Origin of the sequence: Achromobacter spanius (assembly GCF_002812705.1) — a bacterium.
GTDB classification, from domain to species: Bacteria; Pseudomonadota; Gammaproteobacteria; order Burkholderiales; family Burkholderiaceae_B; genus Achromobacter; species Achromobacter spanius.
The window spans coordinates 6,152,073-6,179,047 of record NZ_CP025030.1 but is presented as its reverse complement, the minus strand read 5'-3'; the positions used below and the strand labels follow the sequence as shown (position 1 = coordinate 6,179,047).

General features: G+C 64.2%; 24 protein-coding genes. 9 read left to right on the top strand and 15 right to left on the bottom strand.

What is annotated here, in order from left to right:
• The 4 genes from gsiD (at position 1) to CVS48_RS28020 (ending at position 4,826) form a co-directional block, all read left to right on the top strand.
• The gene (gene gsiD, locus CVS48_RS28035; RefSeq protein WP_050447674.1) at positions 1–900 is read left to right on the top strand and encodes a glutathione ABC transporter permease GsiD; all 900 of its coding nucleotides are present in this window, start codon (positions 1–3) and stop codon (positions 898–900) included.
• Between the two features lie 154 nt (positions 901–1,054).
• Complete coding sequence (locus CVS48_RS28030) at positions 1,055–2,149, top strand: DmpA family aminopeptidase (RefSeq protein WP_100857280.1); 1,095 nt, start codon at positions 1,055–1,057, stop codon at positions 2,147–2,149.
• A gap of 20 nt (positions 2,150–2,169) precedes the next feature.
• Positions 2,170–3,015, top strand: coding sequence for a M55 family metallopeptidase (locus tag CVS48_RS28025; protein WP_100857279.1), 846 nt, complete (start codon positions 2,170–2,172; stop codon positions 3,013–3,015).
• A 14-nt stretch (positions 3,016–3,029) separates the two neighbouring features.
• Positions 3,030–4,826: an aminopeptidase P family protein gene (locus CVS48_RS28020; protein ID WP_100857278.1), complete on the top strand. Its 1,797-nt coding sequence runs from the start codon at positions 3,030–3,032 to the stop codon at positions 4,824–4,826.
• Positions 4,827–5,155: 329 nt separating this feature from the next.
• Here CVS48_RS28020 and CVS48_RS28015 read toward each other — a convergent pair whose 3' ends face one another.
• Positions 5,156–6,289: an IS481 family transposase gene (locus CVS48_RS28015; protein WP_100857277.1), complete on the bottom strand. Its 1,134-nt coding sequence runs from the start codon at positions 6,287–6,289 to the stop codon at positions 5,156–5,158.
• 495 nt (positions 6,290–6,784) lie between these two features.
• Positions 6,785–7,774: a hypothetical protein gene (locus CVS48_RS28010; RefSeq protein WP_100857276.1), complete on the bottom strand. Its 990-nt coding sequence runs from the start codon at positions 7,772–7,774 to the stop codon at positions 6,785–6,787.
• A gap of 218 nt (positions 7,775–7,992) precedes the next feature.
• On the opposite strand from CVS48_RS28010, the gene CVS48_RS28005 reads away from it, so the two are divergent.
• The 4 genes from CVS48_RS28005 (at position 7,993) to ftsB (ending at position 11,894) form a co-directional block, all read left to right on the top strand.
• Complete coding sequence (locus CVS48_RS28005) at positions 7,993–9,645, top strand: CTP synthase (protein ID WP_100857275.1); 1,653 nt, start codon at positions 7,993–7,995, stop codon at positions 9,643–9,645.
• Positions 9,646–9,845: 200 nt separating this feature from the next.
• Complete coding sequence (locus CVS48_RS27995) at positions 9,846–10,130, top strand: DUF1330 domain-containing protein (protein ID WP_046802646.1); 285 nt, start codon at positions 9,846–9,848, stop codon at positions 10,128–10,130.
• Positions 10,131–10,134: 4 nt separating this feature from the next.
• Positions 10,135–11,421, top strand: coding sequence for a phosphopyruvate hydratase (gene eno, locus CVS48_RS27990; protein ID WP_050447681.1), 1,287 nt, complete (start codon positions 10,135–10,137; stop codon positions 11,419–11,421).
• A 71-nt stretch (positions 11,422–11,492) separates the two neighbouring features.
• Complete coding sequence (gene ftsB, locus CVS48_RS27985; protein ID WP_100857273.1) at positions 11,493–11,894, top strand: cell division protein FtsB; 402 nt, start codon at positions 11,493–11,495, stop codon at positions 11,892–11,894.
• An 8-nt stretch (positions 11,895–11,902) separates the two neighbouring features.
• Here ftsB and CVS48_RS27980 read toward each other — a convergent pair whose 3' ends face one another.
• The 13 genes from CVS48_RS27980 to CVS48_RS27920 form a co-directional block, all read right to left on the bottom strand.
• Positions 11,903–12,631, bottom strand: a complete 729-nt coding sequence (locus tag CVS48_RS27980) for a pilus assembly protein TadE (protein WP_100857272.1) — start codon at positions 12,629–12,631, stop codon at positions 11,903–11,905.
• An 89-nt stretch (positions 12,632–12,720) separates the two neighbouring features.
• Entirely contained in the window at positions 12,721–13,650 is a 930-nt protein-coding gene (gene hslO / locus CVS48_RS27975; RefSeq protein ID WP_100857271.1) for an Hsp33 family molecular chaperone HslO, read from the bottom strand.
• A 73-nt stretch (positions 13,651–13,723) separates the two neighbouring features.
• A complete protein-coding gene (locus CVS48_RS27970) occupies positions 13,724–14,245 on the bottom strand; it encodes a gamma carbonic anhydrase family protein (RefSeq protein ID WP_100857270.1) in 522 nt (173 codons plus the stop codon).
• Between the two features lie 3 nt (positions 14,246–14,248).
• A complete protein-coding gene (locus tag CVS48_RS27965; protein WP_242001141.1) occupies positions 14,249–16,054 on the bottom strand; it encodes an acetate--CoA ligase in 1,806 nt (601 codons plus the stop codon).
• A 129-nt stretch (positions 16,055–16,183) separates the two neighbouring features.
• The gene (locus CVS48_RS27960) at positions 16,184–17,056 is read right to left on the bottom strand and encodes a UDP-2,3-diacylglucosamine diphosphatase (protein ID WP_100857269.1); all 873 of its coding nucleotides are present in this window, start codon (positions 17,054–17,056) and stop codon (positions 16,184–16,186) included.
• A gap of 96 nt (positions 17,057–17,152) precedes the next feature.
• Positions 17,153–17,671, bottom strand: coding sequence for an RDD family protein (locus CVS48_RS27955; protein WP_100857268.1), 519 nt, complete (start codon positions 17,669–17,671; stop codon positions 17,153–17,155).
• Positions 17,672–17,787: 116 nt separating this feature from the next.
• Positions 17,788–17,976, bottom strand: a complete 189-nt coding sequence (locus CVS48_RS27950) for a hypothetical protein (RefSeq protein ID WP_035212795.1) — start codon at positions 17,974–17,976, stop codon at positions 17,788–17,790.
• 258 nt (positions 17,977–18,234) lie between these two features.
• Positions 18,235–19,575 carry a THUMP domain-containing class I SAM-dependent RNA methyltransferase gene (locus CVS48_RS27945; protein ID WP_419191462.1) on the bottom strand — a complete coding sequence of 447 codons (1,341 nt, stop codon included), beginning with the start codon at positions 19,573–19,575 and terminating at the stop codon, positions 18,235–18,237.
• A gap of 577 nt (positions 19,576–20,152) precedes the next feature.
• On the bottom strand, positions 20,153–20,581 hold the full coding sequence (locus CVS48_RS27940; RefSeq protein WP_172616216.1) for a CopD family protein: 429 nt from the start codon (positions 20,579–20,581) through the stop codon (positions 20,153–20,155).
• Positions 20,582–20,868: 287 nt separating this feature from the next.
• Positions 20,869–22,317 carry a bifunctional 2-methylcitrate dehydratase/aconitate hydratase gene (locus tag CVS48_RS27935; protein WP_100857266.1) on the bottom strand — a complete coding sequence of 483 codons (1,449 nt, stop codon included), beginning with the start codon at positions 22,315–22,317 and terminating at the stop codon, positions 20,869–20,871.
• Between the two features lie 76 nt (positions 22,318–22,393).
• The gene (gene prpC, locus CVS48_RS27930; protein ID WP_100857265.1) at positions 22,394–23,587 is read right to left on the bottom strand and encodes a bifunctional 2-methylcitrate synthase/citrate synthase; all 1,194 of its coding nucleotides are present in this window, start codon (positions 23,585–23,587) and stop codon (positions 22,394–22,396) included.
• Between the two features lie 96 nt (positions 23,588–23,683).
• On the bottom strand, positions 23,684–24,574 hold the full coding sequence (prpB, locus tag CVS48_RS27925; protein ID WP_050449838.1) for a methylisocitrate lyase: 891 nt from the start codon (positions 24,572–24,574) through the stop codon (positions 23,684–23,686).
• Between the two features lie 178 nt (positions 24,575–24,752).
• Entirely contained in the window at positions 24,753–25,742 is a 990-nt protein-coding gene (locus CVS48_RS27920; RefSeq protein ID WP_006218122.1) for a malate dehydrogenase, read from the bottom strand.
• A 346-nt stretch (positions 25,743–26,088) separates the two neighbouring features.
• Here CVS48_RS27920 and CVS48_RS27915 point away from each other — a divergent pair, with 346 nt between their 5' ends.
• On the top strand, positions 26,089–26,868 hold the full coding sequence (locus tag CVS48_RS27915; RefSeq protein WP_100857264.1) for a GntR family transcriptional regulator: 780 nt from the start codon (positions 26,089–26,091) through the stop codon (positions 26,866–26,868).
• Positions 26,869–26,975: the final 107 nt, after the last annotated feature.

Genomic DNA, 26,975 nt, shown 5'->3' with positions numbered 1-26,975 from the left:
ATGAGCAATACGACACCCGCCACGACTATTGCCGCCGTTCCGAAGAACGACGTGCGCACGCCCGCCACCGAGTTCTGGCGCAAATTCAAGAAGCAGAAGCTGGGCGTGGGCGCCGGCATCTTCGTGCTGTTGCTGGTGGTGGTTGCGGCCTTCGCGCCGTGGATCGTGCCCTTCGACGCCGAGAACTTCTTCGACTACGACGCGCTGAACGCCGGCCCGTCGCTGACCCACTGGCTGGGCGTGGATTCGCTGGGCCGCGACATCTTCAGCCGCATCGTCATGGGCGCGCGGATCTCGCTGGCCGCGGGCTTCCTGTCGGTGGCCATGGGCGCAATCGTGGGTACCTTCATGGGCTTGATGGCCGGCTACTACGAAGGCTGGTGGGAACGCATCACGATGCGCATCTCGGACGTGCTGCTGGCATTCCCGGGCATGCTGCTGGCCATCGGCGTGGTGGCCGTGCTGGGTTCCAGCATGATCAACGTGATCGTGGCCGTGGCCGTGTTCAGCGTGCCGGCGTTTGCCCGCCTGGTGCGCGGCAACACGCTGTCGATCAAGCAGATGACCTATGTCGAAGCGGTCAAGAGCGTGGGCGCATCCGACTGGACGATCATCATGCGCCACATCCTGCCCGGCACGATCTCGCCGATCGTGGTGTACGGCACGATGCGTATCGGCACGTCGATCATCACCGCTGCCAGCTTGTCGTTCCTGGGCATGGGCGCATCGCCTCCCACGCCGGAGTGGGGCGCCATGCTGAACGAAGCGCGCGCCGACATGGTGATCGCCCCGCACGTGGCCATTTTCCCGGCGCTGGCGATCTTCCTGACGGTGCTGGCCTTCAACCTGCTGGGCGACGGCTTGCGCGACGCGCTCGATCCGAAGATCGATCGCAAGTGATAAGCACAAGTAAATAGAAAAGGCCCCGCCGCCGGGCAGCCCCCTCCGGGGGGGCTGCTAGCCCCGAAGGGGCGCGGCGTGGGGGCTGTACATCTCGCCGTCGCTCCTGAACGAAGGGCGGCGGCGTTTTGCATTAAGGACCTTGGCGAAAACCATGGACAAACAAGCGCTGGACCTTCCCCGCATCGGCGTGCTGCCGTCGGGACCGTTGGATTCGATTTGCGACGTCGGTGACGTCACCGTCGGGCACTGCACGTTGGCAGACGGTGCGCAACAGACCGGCGTCACCGTCGTGCGTCCACATGGCGGCGACCCTTATCTGGACAAAGTGCCCGCCGCCGCGACGGTGCTGAACGGCTTCGGCAAAAGTACCGGCCTGATCCAGGTGCAAGAGCTGGGTGTGCTGGAAACGCCCATCGCGCTGACCAACACCTTTGGCGTGGGCAACGTGGCCAATGCGCAGATCCGGCAAGCCATCGCGGCCAACCCCGAGATCGGGCGCGGCATGGCCACCGTGAACCCGTTGGTCTTCGAGTGCAATGACGGTTACTTGAACGACATCCAGGCGCTGTCCGTGCAGGAAGCGCATTACGCCGACGCCTATGCCAGCGCCGCCAAATCGTTTGCGCAAGGGGCAGTAGGCGCGGGGCGCGGCATGTCGTGCTTTTCGTTCAAAGGCGGCATCGGTTCAGCATCCCGCGTGGCGTCCATCCAGCCCGGCTTGCGTTACACCGTCGGCGCGCTGGTGCTGGCAAACTTCGGCCGCCTGCCCAATCTGACCGTGGCGGGCCGCCCGTTCGGCCGTCGGCTGGCGGATCAGTTGGACCGTGGGCTGGCGCAGCAAGGCGAGAATGCCGCGATCGTGCCGGAGAAGGGTTCGATCATCCTGTTGCTGGCCACTGATGCGCCGCTGGATGCGCGCCAACTGCGACGCTTGTCGCTGCGCGCGGGCGCGGGCCTGGCGCGCACGGGCTCGGTGTTCGGCCATGGCAGCGGCGACATCGCGCTGGCATTTTCCACCGCCTACACCGTGCCGCAACTAGCCGAGCAGCCCATGCCGGCCGTGGCGATGCTGCATGAAACCCGTATCGACCCGCTGTTCGAAGCGGCCGCCGAGGCCTGCGAGCAGGCCATCATCGCCGCGCTGTGGCGGGCTGATGCCGTCACCGGGCGCGACGGCCATCACCGCGCGGCCATCCGCGAAGCCGCGCCGCAATGGCGCCAATGGCTGTCCGACACCGCATTCTGAATTCCTTGAAGGCTGATTCCATGAAGATCCTGATTTCCACCGATATCGAAGGCGTCGCCGGCGTCTTCCACCCCGAGCAGGTCCGCGCCGGCAATGGCGAGTACGAGCGCGCCCGCGCCTGGATGACGGCCGAGGCCAACGCGGCCGTACAAGGCGCATTCGCGGGCGGCGCCGACGAGATCCTGGTCAATGACTCGCATGGCGGCTTTCGCAACCTGCTGCCCGACGGTCTGGACGAGCGTGCCCGCCTGGTGCTGGGCAAGCCGCGCTACCTGGGCATGATGGGCGGGCTGGAAGAGGGCTGCGACGCCGTCTTCATGATCGGCTACCACTCGCGCTCGCAAGGCCGAGGCATCCTGGCGCACACGATCAACAGCTTTGCGTTCGCGCGCGTGTTCATCAACGGCATGGAGCTGGGTGAAGCGGGCCTGTACGGCGCGCTGGCCGGCGAAATGGGCGTGCCGGTGATCTTGGCGACGGGCGACGACGTGTTCATCTCGGAAACGCGCGACACGTTCCCCGGCGCCGAATGGGTGCAGACCAAAGTGGCCCATGGCCAGGGCAGTGGGGTGACCTTGTCGCCGACGGCATCGCGCCGTGCCATTGCCGCCGCCGCCGAAACTGCCGTGTGCAAGCTGAAGCAAGGGGCCTCCGCTTCCGGCGAGGTGAAATCCGTTCCTTTCCGCATTGCCGCCCCTATAGAATGCCGGTTGCAGACGCAGAGCGCGGCATTGGCCGACCTGTTCTGCATGTGGCCCACGCTGGAACGCGTGGACGGCGTCACCTTGCGATTCACCGTGGATAGCATGCAGTCGGCCGTCCGCACGCTGAACAGCCTGGCCGCCATGTCTTTCATGTTGCGCTAAGGATTCCATCCCCCATGTCTAGCACCGACGCCCGTATCGCCCAATTGCGGCAGGCCATGAGCCGCCGCGGTTTGTCCGCCTATATCGTTCCGTCCTCGGACCCGCACCTGTCCGAGTATCTGCCGGCGCGCTGGCAGGGGCGGCGCTGGCTGTCGGGCTTCACGGGGTCGGTCGGCACGCTGGTCGTCACGGCCGACTTCGCCGGCCTGTGGGTGGACAGTCGCTATTGGGTGCAGGCCGAGGCGCAACTGGCCGGTACCGGCGTGCAACTGATGAAGATCGCGCTGGCGTCCACGCCGGGCCATGTCGACTGGCTGGCCGCCAATACGCGCGCGGGCGACGTCATCGGCGTCGATGGGCAGGTGCTGGGCCTGGGGGCGTTCCGCGCCTTGTCGGCCGCCGCCGCCACGTCCGGCGCCACGCTGGAAATCCGCGCGGACCTGCTGGACGACATCTGGACCGACCGCGCCGGCCTGCCCGACGCGAAGATCTATGAACACGTCGCGCCCGAGGCCTGCGTGGCCCGCGCCGACAAGCTGGCGCAGGTGCGTGACGCCATGCGCGCGCACGGCGCCGACGTGCATTTCATTTGCACCGTGGACGACATCGCCTGGCTGCTGAACCTGCGCGGCGCGGACGTGGATTACAACCCGGTGTTCGTTGGCCATGCGCTGATCGGCCTGGACCACGCCACGCTGTTCGTGGCGGACGGCAAGATCGACGACGCACTGCGCGCCACGCTGGCCGCCGATGGCGTCGAAGTGGCCGCGTATGCGCAGGCCGCGGACGCCCTGGCTTCGCTGGAACTCGACCAAAAGCTGCTGATTGATCCGGCGCGCGTCACCTGCGGAGTGTTTCATGCCATGGATCCGGCGGTGCCGCGCATTGAAGCGATCAACCCGTCGACCTTGCTGAAGTCGCGCAAGACCGATGCCGAACTGGCCCATGTACGGCAAGCGATGGCGCAGGACGGCGCGGCGCTGTGCGAATTCTTCTCGTGGTTCGAAGGCGCGCTGGGCAAGGAAACCATTACCGAACTGACGATAGACGAGCAGATCACCGCCGCCCGTGCACGCCGCCCGGCCTACGTGTGCCCCAGCTTCGCCACCATTGCCGGTTTCAATGCCAATGGCGCCATGCCGCATTACCGCGCCACGCCGGAATCGCACGCCACCATCGAAGGCGATGGCCTGCTGCTGATCGACTCGGGCGGCCAGTACCTGGGCGGCACGACGGATATCACGCGCGTGGTCGCGGTGGGCACCCCCAGCGCCGACCAGAAAGTGGATTTCACGCTGGTGCTCAAGGGCATGATCGCGCTGTCGCGCGCGTCCTTCCCGCGCGGCACGCCGTCGCCCATGCTGGATGCGATTGCGCGTGCCCCCATCTGGGAAGGCGGTGCGGAATACGGCCATGGCACCGGCCACGGCGTGGGCTACTTCCTGAATGTGCACGAAGGCCCGCAGGTGATTTCCTACCGCGCCATGCCGGGGCCGCATACGGCGATGGAGCCGGGCATGATCACGTCGAACGAACCGGGCATCTACCGCCCGGGCCGTTGGGGCGTGCGCATCGAAAACCTGGTCGCCAACCGCAGTTGGCTGACGTCCGAGCTGGGCGAATTCCTGTGCTTTGAAACCTTGACGCTGTGCCCGATCGACACGCGCTGCATCGAAGTATCGCTGCTGCGCGCCGACGAGATCGCCTGGCTGAACGATTATCACAAGACGGTCTTCGACCGCCTGTCACCTTTGGTGGAAGGCGAAGCGTTGGCGTGGCTGGAACGCAGCACGGCGCTGCTGAACGCATAGCCACGACCCACGTAGGATGGGTGAAGCGCGGCAGGAACGCCAGAAACAAACAGGCGTGAACCGCGCGCAACCCATCAAGCAACGGTCGCGCGTCAACGGCCCATTGCAAGAACACCGCATCGCCCGATGGGTTGCGCGCGGCATGCGGCAATTCACTGGCCCCCAGCCGCGCGCGCTTCACCCATCCTACGATCGGACGTTGCGCGCACCCGGTAGGATGGGTGAAGCGCGCCAGGCCCATGGCAAGAAAGAAACAGCCCAACGCGTGTATGGACCGGGGACATGGGTGACACATGTTCGGGGACATGGGTAACACATAGGTTTTTATCCTATTGGGGTGCTCTGAGGTCGATCTGTTGAACAATTTTGTACAGGAAGACGACATCAAGCACGCCGTCTTGCGAGGAGGGTCTGACCGCGACAGGCAGACCCGCCATTCCCTCTCCGACGAAGACGACGCGTCCGTTCACAATGATCTGCCCTTTGGTCCTGACCTTGAGCACTCGATCGCCCGGCTCGTATTCGATCGGAGGCAACGAGGCAGGATAGCGACGAGGGCTAGGTCTATATCTCGACAGGGGCGGCATCTGCCCCAACGCCTGGTGGGGCCGGACGTGGTTGTACTGTTCACGCCACTGATCCATGGCTTGCTGGCAGTCCAGCAGACTGCTAAACCCCCGGGCCTGGATCAACTCGCGCTTGAGCGTTCGATGCAGGCGTTCTAGCTTGCCTTGGGTTTGCGGATGATGAGGGCGACTGTGGCTGATACGCACACCCAGCCGCATGAGCCAAACCTCCAGGCCTGTCAGCCCCAGGCCGCGCACCGATGCCCAGGATGGGCCGTTGTCCGCGGTGATCCGTTCGGGCAATCCGTAACGGCGAAATACGGCCTTCAGGTGCTGCTGCACAGTTTTGCTGCGCTCATCGCCACAAGCCTGGATGCACAGGGCGTAGCGTGAGTGATCGTCCAATAGCGTCAGCGGATGGCACCGTCCCTGACGCGCGTCTGTCAGGGCAAAGTGCCCCTTGAAGTCCATCTGCCACAACAGGTTTGGCGCCTCATGCTCAAAGCGCTGGTTCGCCAGCCCGACGTTCGAGTCCTCGCCTTGGACCCGATAGCCATGTCGTCGCAAAATTGCCGAGATGGTACTGGGCGCGGGCGCCGTAGTCGGCCCAAGCAGCGCCCGCAACTTGCGAGGCCCCCAGTACGGGTAACGCTTGTGCAGGTCGATCACCTGCGCTTCGATTTGCTCACACGTGCGCCCAGGACTATTGCCTGGTCTGCGAGACAGATCTTGCAACCCAGCCTGGCCGTTCTGCTCGTAGCGGCCCAACCACTTGTATGCGGTCTTGGCGCTGATATCGAAACGCCGGCAAAGCTCCCGCACATTGCTGCCCGGTTGCAGGGCAAGCTGAACGAACTCCATTCGGCAGGACATAAGGCTTGACTCCTTCCACGGCATCGCTCGCTCCTAAAAACGACCATACCGTGATGCTAGAAGTGTTACCTATGTCCCCGAACACCCGTTACCCATGTCCCCGGGCCATACAAACGCGCGCAACCCATCAAGCAACGGCGGCACTTCAGCGGCCCATTGCAAGAACGTCGCATCGCCCGATGGGTTACGCGCGGCATGCGGCAATTCACTGGCCCCCAGCCGCGCGCGCTTCACCCATCCTACGATCGGACGTTGCGTGCGCCCGTAGGATGGGTGTAGCGCGGCAGGCCCATGGCAAGAAAGAAACAGCCCAACGCGCGCAACCCATCAAGCAACGGCGGCACTTCAGCGGCCCAAGGCAAGAAAGTCGCACCGCCTCATCGCAAGAACGCCGCACCGCCTCATCGCAAGAAAGCCGCACCGTCCCACCGCAAGAACGCCGCACCGCCCGATGGGTTGCGCGCGGCATGTGGCAATTCACTGGTCCCCAGCCGTGCGCGCTTCACCCATCCTACGAGCCTACGTGGCGTGGGCGCGGCGATACAGCGCCAGCTTGCCGAGGATGCATCCCAAGGCCAACAGCGCGGCATAGATTGCCAGTGCCGCCACGGCCGCGCCGATGGATTGCGCCGCGCGTATCAGTTGGCTCCAGCTCATCGACTGGATGGCCAGGTAGGCGATGCCGATGCCTGCCGCCTGCGCCAGCCAGAACACAATCGTGCCGTGGACCACAGCCCGCCCCGGCCCCACTGCGCCCAGTTGGCGCGGCAGGATGTTCAGGCAAACCAGCGTGCACAGCACCAACAGCAGCGCGGGCAGGACCAGGTATCCCAACACGAAAGACGGCCAGTCGGCATTCAGAAACATCATTTGCAGGTAGCCGCCCAGGGCGATCGATACGGTCAACTGCCAGGCCAGCACGGTCAGGCCGGTGTTCCAGGCCGCGTGGCGCCGATCGTAGGCGGGCGCGCCCGCGGGCCCCGTGCGTTGCACTGTCCAGGCGGCGATGCGCACCGCCAGGAACATGCCAAGGATTTCCAACACGATGGCCACGATCCGGAAGAGCACGCCCATGGCCAGGAACTGCCCGGCCAGGTCGATGCCGAACCGCTCGGTCAGCGCGTCGCGTTGCGCCATGATGAACAGCATTCCGACGTTATGCAGGTAGGCGGTGGCGGCCGAAACCATCAGGGTATAGATCAACTGCAAGGCGATGAAGGTGCCGAACAGCTTGCGCGGTTCGTCCACCGCAGTGGTGTCGTGGCGGCGCAGCCAGCCGTGCATCGTGCCCCATACCGTCAGCGCGACCATGACGGCGGACGCCAAGATGTTGGTCAGCATCGGCATCAGATACTGAGGCTGGCCATACATCTCGCGCATCTGTTCGGACTGGGGCAGGCCCAGCATCGTGTAGCTTTGCACCAGCGCGGCGTAGACCAGGCGCACGATGATGGCGACAAGCGCCAGGCGCCAGGCAAGCGAGGTGGGGGATCGGGCGGAAGGGATCATCGGCGAGGGACGAGTGTTGAGAAAAAACAGCAGCTGAAAATTAGGGATCGAACATATCACGGCGCTGTCAGCCCACGTGCAAGCGCCGTGCCGCGGGGACTATTTGAGTGCTGCCAAATGTTACTCGTCATCGCTAGGGGAAAACCCAAATAACTTCCGCCTCCCGGCTATAATCCAAATTTCCCGCACGCGCCCGCTCGTCCCGGGTGCTCATTACGATGACCAAATACGTATTTGTCACCGGCGGAGTGGTGTCTTCCCTGGGCAAGGGCATCGCCGCTGCGTCGCTCGCCGCCATCCTCGAGTCGCGTGGTTTGCAGGTCACCATGCTGAAGCTCGACCCGTACATCAACGTCGATCCGGGCACGATGAGCCCCTTCCAGCACGGTGAAGTGTTCGTCACCGAAGACGGCGCCGAAACCGATCTGGACTTGGGCCACTACGAGCGCTTCATTTCCGCTCGCATGCACAAGGTGAACAACTTCACCACCGGCCAGATCTACGAATCGGTGCTGCGCAAGGAACGGCGTGGCGACTACCTGGGCAAGACTGTCCAGGTCATTCCGCACATCACCAACGAAATCCAGGACTTCATCGCCCGTGGCGCTGAAGCCGGCTGGAACGGCAACACGGACGTCGCCATCGTCGAAATCGGCGGCACCGTGGGCGACATCGAGTCCCTGCCTTTCCTGGAAGCCGCGCGCCAGATGAGCCTGCGCATGGGCCGCAACAACGCGGCCTTCGTGCATCTGACCCTGGTGCCGTTCATCGCCTCCGCCGGCGAACTGAAAACCAAGCCCACGCAGCATTCGGTCCAGAAGCTGCGCGAAATCGGTATCTATCCGAACGCGCTCTTGTGCCGTGCCGACCGTCCCATTCCGGACGACGAGCGCGCCAAGATCTCGATGTTCTCGAACGTGCCGCTGGACGCCGTCATTTCCGTGTGGGATGCCGACTCCATCTACAAGATTCCCGCCATGCTGCACAAGCAAGGCGTGGACAACATCGTCTGCGAAGCGCTGGGCCTGACCCCGCCGCCGGCCGATCTGTCCATGTGGGACAACCTGGTCGAAGCCCTGGAGCATCCGCAGCACCAGTTGACGATCGGCATGGTGGGCAAGTACGTCGACCTGACCGAATCGTACAAGTCGCTGACGGAAGCCCTGGTCCACGCTGGCATCCATACGCGCTCGAAGATCAACATCGAATACATCGATTCGGAAGACATCGAAACCCGCGGCACCGACCAACTGAAGCATCTGGACGCCATTCTGGTACCGGGCGGCTTCGGCAAGCGCGGCACCGAGGGCAAGATCGCCGCCATTCGCTTTGCCCGTGAAAACGGCGTGCCCTATCTGGGCATCTGCCTGGGCATGCAGTTGGCCGTCATCGAGTTCGCGCGCCATGTCGCCGGCCTGGGCGGCGCCAACAGCACGGAATTCGATCCGTCGGCGCCCCACCCGGTGGTGGCCCTGATCACCGAATGGATGGACCGCGAAGGCAAGGTCGAAAAGCGCGACAACTCGTCCGACCTGGGCGGCACCATGCGCAAGGGCGCGCAGCGCGTGCCGATCAAGCCGGGCACCCGCGCGCAGACCATCTACGGCGACGAAGTGAACGAGCGTCACCGTCACCGCTACGAGGTCAACAACGTCTACGTGCCGCGCCTGGAAGAGGCCGGCATGGTGATCAGCGCCCGCACGCCGACCGAGAACTTGCCGGAAATGATGGAATTGCCCGATCACCCGTGGTTTGTGGGTGTGCAGTTCCACCCGGAGTTCACGTCCACGCCGCGTGATGGCCACCCGTTGTTCTCCAGCTATATCCGCGCCGCCATCGAGCAGAAGTCTCGTCGCGGTCAGGGGGAGTAATGCGGGTTCGCGGTCTCGAGTTCCGTAAGCGGATCCTCGGGGCCGCGGCCCTGTCCCCCAGCGCCGCCCTATGCGGCGGCGCTGCTTTCGGATACAACCAATTAGCATCGGATATGCGTCGCCAGACCGCCTTGGGCGACACTGGCGGCTTTGCCGTATCCGGCGTCCCCCTTTCAACGCCACTGCTCTGAAGGAACCCCATGAGTGCTTACATCATCGCCGAAGTCACGGTGACCAAGCCCGCGCAATACGAAGACTACAAGCGTCTGTCCACGCTCGCCATGCGCGCGTACGATGCCAAGGTCCTGGTGCGAGGCGGCGAGACCAAGCACCTTGAGGGGCGTAAGCCTGGCCGCACCGTCGTCATGGAATTTCCGTCCATGACCGCCGCCCAGGCCTTCTACGACTCCTGGCAGTACCGCCGTGCCCGCAACGCCCGCGAGGGCGCGGCTGTCATGAATATGTTTATCGTTCAGGGAATGTAAAGTCATGAGTGCAATCGTCGATATCATCGGCCGCGAGATTCTGGATTCGCGCGGCAACCCCACCGTGGAATGCGATGTGCTGCTGGAGTCCGGCGCCATGGGCCGCGCGGCCGTGCCGTCCGGCGCCTCCACCGGCGCCCGCGAAGCCATCGAACTGCGTGACGGCGACAAGGGCCGTTATCTGGGCAAGGGCGTGCTGCGCGCCGTTGAAAATCTGAACACCGAAATCTCCGAAGCGCTGATGGGCCTGGACGCCCAGGAACAGACCTTCGTCGATCGCACCCTGATCGAACTGGACGGCACGGAATCCAAGGAACGCCTGGGCGCCAACGCCATCCTGGCCGCCAGCATGGCTGTGGCCCGCGCCGCCGCCGACGAATCCGGCCTGTCGCTGTATCGCTACTTCGGCGGCAGCGGCCCCATGAGCATGCCTGTGCCGATGATGAACGTCATCAACGGCGGCGCGCACGCCAACAACACGCTCGACCTGCAAGAACTGATGATCCTGCCGGTGGGCGCGGGCAGCTTCCGCGAAGCCCTGCGCTGGGGCGCTGAAGTCTTCCACATGCTGAAGAAGCTGATCCACGGCCAGGGCATGTCCACGGCGGTGGGCGACGAGGGCGGTTTTGCCCCCAACGTGCCCAGCCATGAAGCTGCCATCCAACTGATCCTGAAGGCCATCACCGAAGCCGGCTACGAGCCGGGCACGCAGATCGCCCTGGGCCTGGATTGCGCCAGCTCGGAGTTCTACCGCGACGGCAAGTACACGCTGGCCGGCGAAGGCGGCATCTCGCTGTCGTCGCAGGAATTCACCAACCTGCTGGCCACCTGGTGCGACAAGTACCCGATCATCTCGATCGAAGACGGCATGGCCGAAAACGACTGGGACGGCTGGAAGCTGTTGACCGACCAGCTTGGCAAGAAGGTGCAATTGGTGGGCGACGACCTGTTCGTCACCAACACCAAGATCCTGCGTGAAGGCATCCAGAAGGGCGTCGCCAACTCGATCCTGATCAAGATCAACCAGATCGGCACGCTGACCGAAACCTTCGCCGCCATCGAAATGGCCAAGCGCGCCGGCTACACCGCCGTTGTGTCGCACCGCTCGGGCGAAACCGAAGACTCCACCATTGCCGACATCGCCGTGGCGACCAACGCCATGCAGATCAAGACGGGTTCGCTGTCCCGTTCGGATCGCATGGCCAAGTACAACCAGCTCTTGCGCATTGAAGAAGAGCTGGCTGAAGTGGCCTCGTATCCTGGCCTGGAAGCTTTCTACAACCTGCGTTGATGGGAAGCGCGGTGGCAGCGCCTGGCGCCGCCACCGCATCCGCGCCACGACTGCTCTGAGGGTTCTCGCGTATGCGCCTGTTGTTCCTGGTGCTGTTCGTGCTGGTCGGCTTGATCCAATATCCGCTGTGGCTGGGTAAGGGAGGCTGGTTCAAGGTCTGGGATCTGCAACGCCAAGTGGCCGAGCAGCGCGAGACCAATGAAGGCCTGCGCGCGCGCAATTCGGCGCTGGAAGCTGAAGTGCGCGATCTTGAAGGGGGCACCGGGGCCATCGAAGAGCGTGCGCGCGGTGAACTGGGCATGATGCGCGAAGGTGAAGTGTTCGTTCACGTTCTGCCGCAGAATGTGCCGCCGCCCGCCGTCGGCGCCTCGGTGGCGACCGGCGCAGCCGCCAAGCCGGCGACGCCCGCGCGCGGCAGCGCGGCGGCCGCCAAGCCACCTGTCAACGCGGCAGGCACTCCCCCAAGACACTGACACCACTGTCAGTGGCAGCGGGCCTTGCGGCATGCGCCCGCCACGATCTCCGCAGGGTATTGCCCGCTTCCCGTCCAATCGACGGGATGTGAGTGCATTTCTATTTCCAGTTCAATCTGAATCGGCAGCAAGCCATGCTGGCGGGCCACGCCCGCGTAGCTGACATCGTTGCGGCCCAGCGTTGCCAATACGGCGCGCACGGGCGCCAGCCACGGCTTGTGCAGATAGGTCAGGCGCAGCGCCAAGGTGTTGGCTTCAAAAATGCTGGGGCCACCGGGCCGTGGGGGCCTGCGCGCGTGTTGCAGATCCTGGTAATCATTGTCGATGGCACGCCGGCCTGGCGCCGCGGGCACATTCAGCCCGGCGCGGCGATGCTCGCGAAAGGCGCGGGCGTCGGGCCGCAGCACTTCAATGCGCCATGGCGTCAGGTCTGCGGACGCAACGCGCTCAGCGTGCACGCGCGCCAGTTGCCGCCAGGCGCCTGCTTCGCCCTGGGCGCTGGCATGCAAGGGCAACAGACCTTGCAGAAAGGCGTCGCGCATGGGGATGGGGTCGCCGTGGGCGGTCGCCCCCGCGCGCGCCGCCTCCATCAGCGCTACGTGCGCCATGTGGCGCACGGCCTGCCAGCGTGCGGCCTCCACGCCCAGCAGGCCCAGCAGCAACACCATGGCGCCAGCCACGGCGAATTCAATGGAGGCGGTGCCGCGCTGACGCGGCGCAAAGAAAAAGGCGGTCATGGCTGCGCAGTGTGGCGCGGGCATGACCGCCTGTCGATACGGACAATCCGGTGTGATGGAAACGTCCCGCGTGGCGGGACTCGGCACTATCAGTGCACCGTGGGAGGCGCGTCGTCGGCCGGGGGTTGGTTGGGCGAGAACAGCGTGGCGCAGTCGACGGCATCGAACTTGTACGGCTTGCCGCAGAAGTCGCAGGACACATCGACCTGGCCGCGCTCGGCCAGGACGCTGTTGACTTCCTCTTCGCCCAGCGAACGCAGCATGCTGGCCACGCGCTCGCGCGTGCAAGGGCAATGCCAGCGCACGGCTACCGGGTCGAATGCCAGCAGGGTGTCTTCCCAGAACAGGCGATGGATCAACGTGTCGATGTCGGCTTCCAGCACTTCGTCGCGCTTGAGCGTGCTGGCCAATGCCACGACGCGATCCCAGGTGTCGGCCGCCGCTTGCTCCGTCAACAGCGGCGCATCGGTGCCGCCGTGGAAAGGCAGGCGCTGCACGAGCATGCCCGCGGCATGGTCGGCGTCGGCGGCCAGCCACAAGCGCGTGTCGAGCTGTTCGGAAGCCTTCATGTAGTGCTGCAGCGCCTGCGCCACCGTCTCGCCTTCCAGCGGGACGATGCCCTGGTAGGTTTGCTGGCCGGGCAGCTTGCGCTGCGGGTCCAGCACCACGATGAAGCGGCCGTTGCCGCCCGGGTTAAGCAGGCTTTGCATGGTGCCGTCGGCAGGCACTTCGTGGCCTTCGCGCACCTTGACGGTGGCGCGCAGGCTCAAGTCGGAACGACATTCCACCACCAGCAAGGCGATGGGGCCGTCGCCCTGGATCTGCAGCACCAGCGAGCCATCAAATTTGATGTTGGCGGCAAGCAGGGTGGACGCGGCGACCAGTTCGCCCAGCAGGTGTGTAATGGCGGGCGGATAGTCATGGTTGGCCTGGACGGCCTTCCAGGTCGCGTCCAGGCGCACGGCCTGGATGCGGACGCTGCGGTCTTCGGTAAGGTATTTTTTCAGCTGATCGGTCATGGGGGGAATCTTAGCCGATCAGGCGGCCCAATTCCCGCGTCGCCAGCAGGGCTTCGGGCCCCGCCCGGTAGGCTCAGGCCAAGCGTTTGAGCGCCGTCTTGTAGTGTTGGCCGCGCGCCACGTAATGGGCGGTGTTTTTGTGCAAATTGTCGATTTCTTCTTCCGACAGTTCGCGCACCACTTTGCCGATTCCGATCACCAGCGAGTTGTCTGGAATGACCCGACCTTCGGGGATGATCGCGCCCGCGCCGATCAGGCAATTCCGGCCGATCACGGCATTGTTCAGCACGATGGCCTGCATGCCCACCAGCGCGCCTTCGTGGATGGTGCAGCCATGCAGCATGGCTTGATGGCCCACGGTGACGTTCGGACCGATCGTCATGGGACAGCCACTGTCCACGTGCAGGACGCTGGATTCCTGGATATTGGTGCCACGGCGGATCAGGATGGCGTCGTTGTCGCCCCGGATCGATACGTGCGACCAGATGCTGACGTCGGCTTCCAACGTGACGTTGCCGATGATGTCGGCGCTGTCGGCGACATAGGCGGCAGGGTCAATGTGGGGAATCAGGTCGTCAAGCTGGTAAATCGGCATTGCCTAGGTCTCCGATAGTTTTTCTGGGCCCGGTGGGGAAGATGGTGCCGGCTGGGCGGGCGCCACGTCCGCGGCTTGCTCTGCGGCCGGAGCCAGGGAGGGCGCAGCCGGGGTAGGTACGGCAGGGGCAGGCGCAACCGCGGCAGGCGCGGGCATGGCACGCGCGCGTTCTTCTTCGCGCAGGCGCAGGATACGGCGTTGAATCTTACCGGTGGTGGTCATCGGCAATTCGTCGACGAACTCGATCTCCTTCGGATATTCGTAGGGCGCCAGGCGCTCACGCACATGTTCCTGCAGGTTTTCGATGACGTCGGCGCGGTCGCGCTGGGCGAACTCGGGCGTCAGCACGACATAGGCCTTGACCAGCGCACCGCGCTCGGCATCCGGCTTGGGTACCACGGCAGCGTTGGCCACGGCCGGATGCCCGATCAGGCAACTTTCGATTTCTCCTGGGCCGATGCGATAACCGGCCGACTTGAAAACGTCGTCGGCGCGGCCGGCATACCAGAGATAGCCATCCGCATCGACGGTGGCCAGGTCGCCCGTCAGGCACCAGTCGCCTTTGAACTTGGCCTGGGTGGCGGCTTCATTGCGCCAGTAGCCCAGGAACATGACCGGGTCCGGATAGCCGTGGATATCCAGCCGGTTGACCGCGATCTCTCCGGTTTCGCCCGGCGCCACCGCTTGTCCGGCATCGTTCAGCACCGCGACCTGGTGGCCGGGATACGGGCGGCCCATGCTGCCCGCGCGGGCAGGCCAGCGCTTCTGGCTATTGCCCACCACGTAGTTCATTTCGGTCTGGCCGAACATCTCGTTGGGCGTCACGCCCAAGGCCGACTGGCACCAGCCAAAAACGGTCTCGCCCACGCTTTCGCCCGCGCTCATGATGGAGCGCAGCGCCAGCTTGTAGTGATTGCGGGGTTCAGGCACCGCCTTCATCATCATCTTCAGGGCGGTGGGGAAGAGGAAGGTGTTGGTGACCTGGTAGCGTTCCATGAGCTCGAACGCGCGCTCGGGCGAAAAGCGGCCGCGCGTGCCCACGATGGGATGGCCGAAATACAGGGTGGGCAGCAGCGCATCCATCATGCCGCCGGTCCAGGCCCAGTCGGCGGGTGACCAGAACACGTCAGCGGGCTTGGGAAACCAGTCTTGCGAGGCCACGAAGCCCGGCAGGTTGCCGATCAGCACGCTATGCGGCAGCAGCGCCCCCTTGGGCGCGCCGGTGGTGCCTGACGTGTAGAGCAGGATGGCGGGGTCCGACGAGCGGGTCGCAATGGCCTTGAATTCGTTGGGCTGGCGGGCCAGCAGGCTGCGCCAGGGCAGCACGCGCTCGTCTGCGAATCCGATTCCGATGATCTGCTGCAGGTGGGGGCAGTTGTCGCTTACCGCCAGCAGGTTGGCGCTGGAGGCGTGGTCCACGATGACGACTCGCGTTTCAGAGTCGCGCAGGCGGCTTTCCAGCGCCTCGGGGCCGAACAATGCCGACAAGGGCAGCACAACGCCCCCAACGGTGTAGATGGCCATGTGGGCCACAACCGTTTCCGGCCGTTGCCCCAGCACCACACCGACGCGGTCGCCCCGGCCCACGCCCATCTTCACCAGGCCGTTGGCCAGTTGATTGACGGCTTCGGCCAGGCGGGCATAGGTCCAGACCTCGCGGTTGCCGGATTCGTCTTCGTAGTAGATGGCGATGCGCCGCGCATCCGGACTACTGGATGCCCAGCGGTGGCAGCACGCTTCCGCGATGTTGAACTGGGTGGGAACCAGCCAGCGGAATGATTGGTAGAGCGCCTGATATTGGTCGTTCATGGCCCTATGTTGTAAGCATGTTGCAGCTGCGTGAACGGACCGGCTCGCCCGTTGGCTCAGATGCAAGCATGACCTAGAGGGCCGTGAACTGCAATATCCCCGTTGCGTAATGGGGACGCATTCGGGTTATCACGGGTGTTTGCCTTGGCGGCGCAGGGCAGACGGCAGGGCAGGAAGCGATAGCGAACGCGGAGGGCGGGCAGAAGGGTCGGTCTGCCGTTCGGCCTGGATGGCGGCCCAGTCCAGCAGTTGTAATTGGCCGTCGTGGGTTTCCGCCAGGGCCGACAGACTTTCCACCCAGTCGCCGTCATTGCAATACAGAATGCCGTTGACATCACGCAGCTCGGCCTTGTGGATGTGGCCGCACACGACACCGTCCAGCCCGCGCCGGCGCGCCTCGCCCGCCAGTGCCTCTTCAAAATCCGTGATGAAGGACACCGCGTTCTTGACCTTGTGCTTCAAATACTGCGACAGCGACCAGTAGTGCAGGCCCAATCGGTGCCGCAGCCGGTTGAAATGGTGGTTGATCCACAAGGCCAGTTGGTAGAGGCCGTCGCCCAGATGCGCCAGCCAGCGGCTGTGCTGGATCACGCCGTCGAACTGGTCGCCGTGCAGCACCAGCAGGCGCAATCCCTTGGCTGTGACGTGCACGTCTTCGTCCAGGATTTCAATGTCGCCAAATGCGTAGCCCGCGAATTCACGCGCGAACTCGTCATGGTTGCCGGGAATGAACACCACCCGCGTACCGTTGCGGGCCTTGCGCAAGATGCGCTGGATGACGTCGTTATGGGCGCGCGGCCAATGCCAGTGCTTGCGAAGTTGCCAGCCGTCCACAATGTCGCCCACCAGATACAGGGTGTCCGAATCGTTGTGGTCCAGGAAATCGAGCAGGAATTCCGCCTTGCACCCGGCAGTGCCCAGGTGTATGTCGGAAATCCAGAGGGCACGCCAGTGTGCGGGGCGGATTTCGTTCACGGTCGCTTCCATGTGGGCTGTCGTCATGTCTGGGAATGAGACCAGCCGGCCATGACGGGCGTGTGAAGTTATCGTGACGCTGTTGTGACGGCTGCCCCCGGCGCTGCCTTCGCCCTGCGGCGTCTAGGAGGCCTTCTGGCGTCCAGGCGCGTTGCGCAGCCGGGTGCCAAGCAGCCGGTCATGCAGGAACTGGCCTTCAGGGTCGAACCAGGACCAGATAAAGATCGTGAAGGGGGCGGCAACGATGAACATGTCGACCGACGGCCAGCCGGTCAGGCTGGCGGCGCCCCACACGACGGCCGCGCCGGCCAGCACCAGCGGCCAGACCAAGACGTAGCGCAGGATCAGGCGGGGCATTTTCGGGGTGTTGCCGTCGCGGTCCACCAGTCTGATGTTCCAGGTTTTCATGGGCAGCGTCTGCCCACGGCGGCGCCAGCACAGCACGAAGTAGGCGCCAATGGCGACGAACAACCACGCTTGCCGGGCCGGACGCAGCTCCAGCGCGTTCTTGCTTTGGGTCAGCGTGTCCAGCAGGTAGCCGGCCAGGAACACGACGCCGAACAGCAGCACGGCTTCATACATCATGCAGGCGAATCGGCGCAGCCGATTGGGAGTCTGGTCGAGGTAGGCGTCGGTCGTCATGGGTCGGCATTATCCGACAAAAAAAAACCCGCCGGTAAGGGCGGGTCTATAAAAGGGGCTATGCAGCCCCCAAGGGGAAAATCGTTCGGGCCGCGAACTCAGGCCCGGGTGAAGCTTCAGGCGGCGGAGTGCGCGTTCTTGGCGCTCGTCTTGCCGGCCAGGGCCTTCACGCCGTGGGCCAGCTTACGCAGGCCTGCGGCCAACGCCCGCATCGGGTGCGGACGGAATTGTTCTTCAATTGCCTGGAGCATCAGTTGGCGCTCGAGTTCGTCGGTCAGGCGGATGGTGTTGTTCGGGTTGATCACAATAGCCTCCACGGGCTTGCTCAGTTGTTTAGCTACTAGGGATAACCCGAATTATAGGGGTTAACCCTGGGCCTGTGCAAGTGGCGGATGCAAGCTGGTGCAATGTGGCAACACCTTGGTGCTGATAATGCCCCAAATCCGAGCGTCGGGGCACCATAAGCAAAGATACGGGCGCGATGTTGCGGCGCTTTTACAACGTGGTGGCAAGCCCGAAAAGGGGAGGTAGGCCCGGGCGAGAAACGTCCGGGCCGAGTGCGTTCAGGCGTCGCGGTAGCCGGCGGCAACCAGCTCGAAGCCGAAGAGGCGGCAGTCCAGCGCACCGTTGTACAACGGTACGCGGCGCTTGGGCTTCAAGCGCATCTGGTTGGGCAACGTCATGTCGCTGGTGATGACGTGCAACTGCCAGCCCGCGAAATTGCGTTTCAGGCAGGCGGCCCAGTCGCGCCACAAGTCGGCGTCCTGTTCGGTCAGCATGCGCTCGCCATAGGGCGGGTTGGTGACGATCCAGCCGTGGTCGGCGGGCGCCGTCAGCTGGCGGGCGTCGCCGACTTCAAAGCGGATCGAATCGGCCGTCAGCCAGGCGCGCTCGGCGTTGTTCTGAGCGAATTCAATGGCTTGCGGGTCCAGGTCGTAGCCCACCAACGGCGCGTCCAACTGCGGCAGGATGCGCGAACGGGCATCGTCCTTCAGGTCGCGCCAGCGGTAGGCGTCGTGGTCGCGCAGCCGTTCAAAACCGAACGGGCGCGAAATGCCGGGAGGTACGCCAAGCGCAATCCAGGCCGCTTCGATCAGGATGGTGCCCGACCCGCAGAACGGATCCAGCAGCGGCGCGGCGGGGTCCCAGCCGGCCAGGGCCAGCATGCCGGCCGCCAGGTTTTCACGCAGCGGCGCTTCGCCCTTGTCCAGGCGCCAGCCGCGCTTGAACAGCGATTCGCCCGACGTGTCCAGGTACAGCGTGGCCGTATGGCCGGTCAGGAACAGGTGGACGCGCGCGTCCGGGCGCACCGTATCGATGCTGGGGCGTTCGCCCTCCAGCTCGCGCAGGCGGTCGCAGATGCCGTCCTTGGCGCGCAGGTTGCAGTACTGCAAGCTCTGCACCGGGCTCTTGATGGCCGAGGTGTCCACGCGCAGCGTCTGTTCGGCGCCGAACCAGCGTTCCCAGGGGGTGTCGCGGGCCAGGTCCAGGATATCGTCTTCATGCGAGATTTCGGCGTGCGCCACCTGCACCAGAATGCGGGTGGCCAGGCGCGAATACAAATTGGCGCGCTGCACGCCTGCCCAGTCGGCCGTGAACGAGCAACCGGCTCGGCCGGCTTGGGCGTCGTCGTAGCCCAGTGCCTGCATTTCGGCTGTCAGGGCTTCTTCCAGGCCTTGCGGGCAGGGGGCGAACACCGTGAACACTTCCGCCTGGCGGGTTTCGCGCGGGCGGCGGCTGCGGGTTTCGACACGCGGGGCGCGGTCTTGATAGTCATCGCGCGGCGCGTCGGCGTAATCGTCGCGCGCTTCGGTGAATTCAGGTTCCGGGGTGTGCTCGGGCGGTTCGGCCTGGAAATCGGGAGCGGGGCCGTCATCTTCAAACGGGTCGTAGAAGCGGCCCACCGGCGTGGCCGGCGCAATGTACTGGTCATCGAGGCGCGGCGCGCGTTGCGGCGGACGGCCTGAACGGGCGCTGGGCGCGGCGTCGCGGCGCGAGTCGTCGGAACGCCCACGGGCGGGCTGACCGCGATCGAACCGGCCACGTTCGGAGTTGCCACGATCAGAACTGCCACGTTCGGAGCCAGCACGATCAGAGCCACCCCGTTCGGAGCCACCCCGTGCAGATCCCCCGCGTTCGGACGTACCCCGTTCAGCCGAGCCTCGGCTGGCAGCGCCACGACCTTCGCCACGGCTCGGTTGCCCGCGCTCGTACTGGCCGCGCGCGCCAGCGCCCGGCTTGCGGCGCGCCTCTTCTTCCTGACGGCGTTGGTAGCCTTCAGGATCCTTTTGGCGTTCTACGTTTTCTTTGGTGCGCGAGATCTGCGCGACCAGCCTGGCGCGGGCGCCGGTGCGGGTGCGCTTGGGCGCTTCTTCGGCATGGGCGTCGCGCGCCGTTTTTTTGATCGTCAGCGTCTTGCGCGGGCGGTCCTTGTCATCAGAGGACATACGAATCCTGGCGAATGTGCAAAGGTAGGGGGAATCAGAAGGGTTTGACGACGACCAGCGCCACCACCACCAAGAGCAGCAAGACGGGAACTTCGTTGAACCAGCGATAGAACTTGTGCGAACGGGTGTTTTTGCCTTGTTCGAACTTGCGCAGCATCAAGCCACAGGCGTGATGGTAGCCGATGACGAGCAAGACGAAAAAGAGTTTGGCGTGCATCCAGCCGTTGCCCGGACCCACACCGATGCGGTAGCCCAGGTACAGCCACATGCCGAACACAACGGCGACCACGGCCAGAATGGTGGTGAAGCGGTACAGCCGGCGCGCCATGCCCAGCAGGGTTGCCTGGACGGAAGCGTCCGATTGCTGCGCCAGGTTCACGAAAATGCGCGGCAGATAGAACAATCCGGCAAACCAGGAAGCGATAAAAACAATGTGAAAGGTCTTGACCCAAAGCATGCCCATGGCAAGCCTCCGTCGAGGAAAGCCGCATTGTAAGGCCGCTGCCATAGGTAGGATGGGTGCAGCGCGCCCAGTCCGCCGCAAGAACCTGAATGCCGAACGCGCGCAACCCATCAAGCAACGGTGAACGACAAGGGGGCCGCCGCAAGAACCCGACTAGGCGGCCGCCGCAAGAACCCCACTAGGCTTCCTCCGCAAGAACCTCCTACAGATTCCCGCGCCGGTTCCGCATGGGTTGCGCGCGTTCGGCAATTGCGCCATTGCAAGCGTTCGCGCGCGCTTCACCCATCCTACGTGTACAGGTCCACGTATTCGTGGACCGGCATGGCTTCCAGCGCTTTTTGGTCCAGAGACACGTCCAGGATGCGGCGTTGCTGCTTGGCCGCGAACATGCGGGCCAGATTGGTGCGGAACTTGGCTTCCAGCAACGGGATGCCGTCGGCGCGGCGGCGCTTGTGGCCGATGGGGTATTCGCAGACGATTTCGTCCAGCTTTGAGCCGTCGTTGAATTCCACCGTCAGCGCGTTGGCGATCGAGCGCTTGTCCGGGTCGTGGTAGTCGCGGGTGTAGGCGGGGTCTTCCACGCAGACGATCTTGTCGCGCAGGATGTCGATGCGCGGGTCGCGCGCGACGTCATCCTCGTAGTCGCCGGCGGTCAAACGGCCGAACAGCACGGGCACCGCCACCATGTACTGGATGCAGTGGTCGCGGTCGGCGGGGTTGTTCAGCGGGCCCTTCTTGTCGATGATGCGGATGCACGCTTCATGCGTGCGGATCGTGATGGCCTTGATGTCGTCCGCGCTTTTGCCCAGCGCGTTGAGCTTCGCGTGGATGTTCATGGCGCATTCCACGGCGGTCTGCGAATGGAATTCCGCCGGGAACGAGATCTTGAACAGTACGTTCTCCATCACGTAGCTGCCATACGGCCGCTGGAACTTGAACGGCTGCCCCTTGAAGAGCACGTCGTAAAAGCCCCAGGTCTTGGCGCTAAGCACCGACGGGTAGCCCATTTCTCCGGTTTTCGCGATCAGTGCCAGGCGCACGGCGCGACTGGTGGCGTCGCCCGCGGCCCAGCTTTTGCGGCTGCCGGTGTTCGGCGCGTGGCGATACGTGCGCAGGCTTTGGCCGTCGACCCAGGCCAGTGACACGGCGTTGATGACTTCATCGCGGTCCAGGCCCAGCATCTGCGCCACCACGGCGGTGGACGCCACCTTGACCAGCACCACGTGGTCCAGGCCGACCTTGTTGAAGGAATTTTCCAGCGCGATGCAACCCTGGATTTCATGCGCCTTGATCATGCTGGTCAGCACGTCACGCATGGTCAGCGGGGGCTTGCCGGCAGTGACAGCCGTGCGCGACAGCCAATCGGCCGTGGCCAGGATGCCGCCCAGATTGTCGGACGGGTGGCCCCATTCGGCGGCCAGCCAGGTGTCGTTGAAATCCAGCCATCGGATCATCGTGCCGATGTTGAACGCGGCCTGCACGGGGTCAAGCTGGAACGACGTGCCGGGCACCTTGGCGCCGTGGGGCACTACGGTGCCAGGCACGATCGGCCCCAGCAGCTTCTTGCACGCCGGGTATTCCAGCGCTTCCAGGCCGCAGCCCAGCGTGTCGATCAGGCAGTTGCGTGCAGTCTCGTACGCCAGGCTGCTCTTGATCTCGTAGTTAAGAACGTAGTCCGCGATATCGACCAGGACCTGATCGGGATCGGGACGTACGTTTGAGATTGGGGCGGACATTGCGAACCCTCCTTGGTAAAGAAGTGAATACAGGTGGCCATGCCGCGCCTTGTTCTCGTTCTGGTTGCGGGCCGCCTTACTTGCGCTTGTCCAGCGGCACGAACTTCTGATCTTCCGGGCCGACGTAGTTGGCGGTGGGGCGGATGATCTTGTTGTCGATGCGCTGCTCAATGATGTGGGCCGACCAACCCGCCGTGCGCGCGATGACGAACAGCGGGGTGAACATGGCGGTGGGCACGCCCATCATGTGATAGCTGACGGCCGAGAACCAGTCCAGGTTCGGGAACATCTTCTTGATGTCCCACATGACCGTTTCCAGGCGTTCGGCGATGTCGAACATCTTGGTGCTGCCGGCCTTCTTGGACAGCTTCTTGGCCACGTCCTTGATGACCTTGTTGCGCGGGTCGGACACGGTGTAGACGGGGTGGCCAAAGCCGATGATGACTTCCTTGGCCTCGACGCGGCGGCGGATGTCGGCTTCGGCTTCGTCCGGCGTGTCATAGCGCTTTTGCACGTCGAACGCCACTTCGTTGGCGCCGCCGTGCTTGGGGCCGCGCAGCGCGCCGATGGCGCCGGCAATCGACGAGAACATGTCCGAGCCCGTGCCGGCGATGACGCGCGCGGTGAAGGTCGACGCATTGAACTCGTGCTCGGCGTACAGGTTCAAGGAGATGTGCATCGCCTTGACCCATTCGTCGCTGGGCTTTTCGCCGTGCAGCAAGTGCAGGAAGTGGCCGCCAATGCTGTCGTCATCGGTTTGCACGTCGATCATGTGGCCGTTGTGGCTGTAGTGGTACCAGTACAGCAGGGCCGACCCCAGGTTGGCCATCAGGCGGTCGGCGATGTCGCGCGCGCCCGGAGTGTTGTGGTCGTCTTTTTCAGGCAGCACGCAGCCCAGCACCGACACGGCGGTGCGCATCACGTCCATGGGGTGGCTGGATGCCGGCAGCGCTTCCAGCGCCACTTGCAATTGGGCGGGCAGGCCGCGCAGGCTCTTCAGCTTTTGCTTGTACGCGGCCAGTTCGGCCTTGTTGGGCAGCTTGCCGTGGACCAGCAGGTGGGCAATTTCCTCGAACTCGCTGGTGTGGGCGATGTCCAGGATGTCGTAGCCACGGTAGTGCAGGTCGTTGCCGCTGCGGCCGACGGTGCACAGCGCGGTGTTGCCCGCGACCACGCCCGACAGGGCAACGGACTTCTTGGGTTTAAAACCGGCTTTTTCTTCCGGCTTGGCATCCGGCTTGGCTTCTTGCTTTTTGGGAGCCGTGCTCATGTCTCTACTCCTTTCCTTTCGCTGTGGTCGATGCAATGGGGAACTAGCATGGCGCCGCGAGGGTGTCGCGGCGCCGGATACCGAAGGCGCAGCGGATTACGCTTTGCCCTTCTGGAAGAGCGCATCCAGTTTGGACTCGAATTCGTGATAGCCGATGCGGTCGTACAGCTCGTCGCGCGTCTGCATCAGGTCCACCACGTTTTTCTGGTGGCCGTCGCGGCGAATGGCGGTGTAGACGGCTTCGGCGGCCTTGTTCATGGCGCGGAAGGCCGACAGCGGGTACAGCACCATGCCCACGCCCACGCTCTTGAGCTCTTCAACGCTGAACAGAGGCGTCTTGCCGAACTCGGTGATGTTGGCCAGCACCGGCACCTTCACGGCTTTGACAAAACGGTCATAGGTGGGCAGGTCGTAGGCGGCTTCGGCGAAGATGGCGTCGGCGCCGGCTTCCACGCAGGCCAGCGCGCGTTCGATCGCGGCGTCCACGCCGTGCGACGCAATGGCGTCGGTGCGGGCGATCAGGTAGAAATCGCTGTCGGTGCGCGCATCGGCCGCGGCCTTGACGCGGTCGGCCATTTCTTCGGTAGTGACGATTTCCTTGCCCGGACGATGGCCGCAGCGCTTGGCGCCGACCTGGTCTTCGATGTGGCAGGCGGCCGCGCCGAACTTGATCAGGCTCTTGACGGTGCGGGCGATGTTGAACGCCGACGGGCCGAAGCCGGTATCGATGTCCACCACCAGCGGCACGTCGCACACGTCGGTGATGCGGCGCACGTCGGTCAGCACGTCGTCCATGGTGTTGATGCCCAGATCGGGCAAGCCCAGCGAGCCGGCCGCGACGCCGCCGCCCGACAGGTAGATGGCGCGGTAGCCGGCGCGCTTGGCGAGCAGCGCGTGGTTGGCGTTGATGGCGCCGATGATCTGCAGCGGGCTTTCTTCGGCAAGGGCGCGGCGGAAGAGGGCGCCGGGCGATTCGGGTCTGGACATGGAGGTCTCCGTTCTTATGGCTAGCCCACGACCTTATCGCGGGTCCGGAATATAAATCTGTCCCCTACGCGACAATCCCGGCGCGGCCGGGCCAAGAGACAGGTGTATGTTTCGGCATGATCGCTACACAGAAGAATTGGGCCCGCATCAACGGGCCCAATTCTGTTTCAAGCGCTGCTTACTTCAGCAGGTCCTTGACGCCGTCGCGCTCTTCCAGCAGCTCTTTCAGCGTGAAGTCCAGGCGCTCGCGCGAGAAGGCATCGATTTCCAGGCCTTCGACACGCTTGTATTCACCGTTTTCGGTCGTGACCGGCACGCCGTAGATGATGCCTTCCGGAATGCCATACGAGCCGTCCGACGGAACGCCCATCGTGACCCACTTGCCGTTGCTGCCCAGGACCCAGTCGCGGACGTGGTCGATGGCGGCGTTGGCGGCCGAAGCGGCCGAGGACAGGCCACGGGCTTCGATGATGGCGGCGCCGCGCTTGCCGACGGTGGGGATGAACGTGTCGCGGTTCCAGGCGTCATCGTTGATGAGCTTGGTGAGCGACTCGCCGCCGACGGTGGCGAAACGGAAATCCGGGTACATCGTGGGCGAGTGGTTGCCCCAGACGATCAGGTTTTCGATGTCGGCAACCGGCTTGCCCGACTTGGCCGACAACTGCGACAGGGCGCGGTTGTGGTCCAGGCGCAGCATGGCGGTGAAGTTCTTTGCCGGCAGGTCCGGTGCCGACTTCATGGCGATGTAGGCGTTGGTGTTGGCGGGGTTGCCCACCACCAGGACCTTGACGTTGCGGCTGGCCACGTCGTTCAGGGCCTTGCCCTGCGCCGTGAAGATCTGGGCGTTGACGGACAGCAGGTCCTTGCGCTCCATGCCGGGGCCGCGCGGACGGGCGCCAACCAGCAGGGCCACGTCGGCGTCCTTGAAGGCGGTGCGGGGGTCGCTGTGGGCGGTCACTTCCTGCAGCAGCGGGAAGGCGCAGTCATCCAATTCCATGATGACGCCCTTCAGGGCCTTTTGCGCTTTCTCGTCGGGGATTTCCAGCAGTTGCAGGATGACGGGTTGATCTTTACCCAGCATTTCGCCGGAGGCGATGCGGAATAGCAGTGCGTAACCGATTTGGCCGGCGGCGCCGGTGACGGCGACACGCAAGGCAGGCTTGGACATGGACGTTCTCCGTAATGGTTTGGCGAGAAAAAATCTCACCAATCAGTGTAATCGTTGGGGCATCAAAAACAGCGCGCACAAGCAAGCCGGCGCGGGGCCCTGACAGCCGTGAATCCTAGAACGATTTCCAGGGGGCGTCAAACGCTCTTCTATCTTATATAAGACATAAGACGTTGGACAGCGTCTGGCCCGATATGCCACAATAGAGCGTTTATTCGAATGCGTTGCAGCCCGGCATCTTGTGCCCCCTGACAGCGCATTTTGGATGTGGGTTTGCATCCCGTTTGCATCTTGTTTGCGCCGCCCTCCCATCATCCGGATGAACATGACACTTTCAAGAAGATCCATGGCAGAGCCTCGGCCCGAAACCTCCTTACGCACACGCGCCGCCCGTTCAACGGGCGAGGGAGCCGCTTTCAGTCCGCTCTATCGCCAGATCAAGGATCTGCTCGTTCAAAGCCTTGAGCGCGGGGAATGGAAGCCCGGTGAACTCATCCCCAGCGAAATCGATCTGGCTGCCCGTTTTCAGGTCAGCCAGGGTACGGTGCGCAAGGCGGTTGATGAGTTGGCCGCCGAGCACATGCTGCTGCGTCGCCAAGGCAAGGGCACCTTTGTCGCCACCCACCACGAAGCCCGCGTGCGCTACCGTTTTCTGCGCCTGGCCGCCGATGAAGAAGGCGAGGCCGGCCGCGCGGAAAGCCGCATCCTGGAATGCCGGCGCCTGCGCGCGCCCGCCGAGATCGCGCGCGCCCTGGACCTTCGGGCCGGCGAAACCGTCGTGATGATCCGCCGCCTGCTGTCCATGGGGCAGACACCTACCGTGGTGGACGACATCTGGCTGCCCGGTTCCATTTTCCGTGGACTCACCCTAGAACTGCTGACCGCCAACAAGGCGCCGCTCTATGGTCTGTTTGAATCCGAGTTCGGCGTGAGCATGGTGCGCGCGGACGAGAAGCTGCGCGCGGTGATCGCGCCGGCCGAAGTCTGTCCGCTGCTTAATGTTTCCGCCGGCACGCCGTTGTTGCAGGTAGATCGGGTGTCTTACACCTATGGTGACCGCCCCATGGAAATCCGCCGGGGTTTGTACTTGACCGATCGATACCACTACCGCAATAGTCTGAATTGATGAGCTTTTTAACTACGATTTGATACCAACCCAATCTCTGGGCGATAATAGCGTGTTTGCCCGAAAGGGCCACGGCACTTTCGCCGTCACGATTCCCTAGTTCAGAA

What these genes read in the sequence shown, in the direction of transcription:
- CVS48_RS27980 (WP_100857272.1), bottom strand. Translation starts at nt 12,631, where the DNA reads ATGACCGCCTTTTTCTTTGCGCCGCGTCAGCGCGGCACCGCCTCCATT.
- CVS48_RS27960 (WP_100857269.1), bottom strand. Translation starts at nt 17,056, where the DNA reads ATGACGACAGCCCACATGGAAGCGACCGTGAACGAAATCCGCCCCGCA.
- CVS48_RS27935 (WP_100857266.1), bottom strand. Translation starts at nt 22,317, where the DNA reads ATGTCCGCCCCAATCTCAAACGTACGTCCCGATCCCGATCAGGTCCTG.
- hslO (WP_100857271.1), bottom strand. Translation starts at nt 13,650, where the DNA reads ATGACCGATCAGCTGAAAAAATACCTTACCGAAGACCGCAGCGTCCGC.
- ftsB (WP_100857273.1), top strand. Translation starts at nt 11,493, where the DNA reads ATGCGCCTGTTGTTCCTGGTGCTGTTCGTGCTGGTCGGCTTGATCCAA.
- CVS48_RS27970 (WP_100857270.1), bottom strand. Translation starts at nt 14,245, where the DNA reads ATGCCGATTTACCAGCTTGACGACCTGATTCCCCACATTGACCCTGCC.
- prpB (WP_050449838.1), bottom strand. Translation starts at nt 24,574, where the DNA reads ATGTCCAGACCCGAATCGCCCGGCGCCCTCTTCCGCCGCGCCCTTGCC.
- gsiD (WP_050447674.1), top strand. Translation starts at nt 1, where the DNA reads ATGAGCAATACGACACCCGCCACGACTATTGCCGCCGTTCCGAAGAAC.
- CVS48_RS27995 (WP_046802646.1), top strand. Translation starts at nt 9,846, where the DNA reads ATGAGTGCTTACATCATCGCCGAAGTCACGGTGACCAAGCCCGCGCAA.
- CVS48_RS27920 (WP_006218122.1), bottom strand. Translation starts at nt 25,742, where the DNA reads ATGTCCAAGCCTGCCTTGCGTGTCGCCGTCACCGGCGCCGCCGGCCAA.
- prpC (WP_100857265.1), bottom strand. Translation starts at nt 23,587, where the DNA reads ATGAGCACGGCTCCCAAAAAGCAAGAAGCCAAGCCGGATGCCAAGCCG.
- CVS48_RS28030 (WP_100857280.1), top strand. Translation starts at nt 1,055, where the DNA reads ATGGACAAACAAGCGCTGGACCTTCCCCGCATCGGCGTGCTGCCGTCG.
- CVS48_RS28025 (WP_100857279.1), top strand. Translation starts at nt 2,170, where the DNA reads ATGAAGATCCTGATTTCCACCGATATCGAAGGCGTCGCCGGCGTCTTC.
- CVS48_RS27940 (WP_172616216.1), bottom strand. Translation starts at nt 20,581, where the DNA reads ATGGGCATGCTTTGGGTCAAGACCTTTCACATTGTTTTTATCGCTTCC.
- eno (WP_050447681.1), top strand. Translation starts at nt 10,135, where the DNA reads ATGAGTGCAATCGTCGATATCATCGGCCGCGAGATTCTGGATTCGCGC.
- CVS48_RS28010 (WP_100857276.1), bottom strand. Translation starts at nt 7,774, where the DNA reads ATGATCCCTTCCGCCCGATCCCCCACCTCGCTTGCCTGGCGCCTGGCG.
- CVS48_RS28005 (WP_100857275.1), top strand. Translation starts at nt 7,993, where the DNA reads ATGACCAAATACGTATTTGTCACCGGCGGAGTGGTGTCTTCCCTGGGC.
- CVS48_RS28020 (WP_100857278.1), top strand. Translation starts at nt 3,030, where the DNA reads ATGTCTAGCACCGACGCCCGTATCGCCCAATTGCGGCAGGCCATGAGC.
- CVS48_RS27955 (WP_100857268.1), bottom strand. Translation starts at nt 17,671, where the DNA reads ATGACGACCGACGCCTACCTCGACCAGACTCCCAATCGGCTGCGCCGA.
- CVS48_RS28015 (WP_100857277.1), bottom strand. Translation starts at nt 6,289, where the DNA reads ATGCCGTGGAAGGAGTCAAGCCTTATGTCCTGCCGAATGGAGTTCGTT.
- CVS48_RS27915 (WP_100857264.1), top strand. Translation starts at nt 26,089, where the DNA reads ATGGCAGAGCCTCGGCCCGAAACCTCCTTACGCACACGCGCCGCCCGT.
- CVS48_RS27965 (WP_242001141.1), bottom strand. Translation starts at nt 16,054, where the DNA reads ATGAACGACCAATATCAGGCGCTCTACCAATCATTCCGCTGGCTGGTT.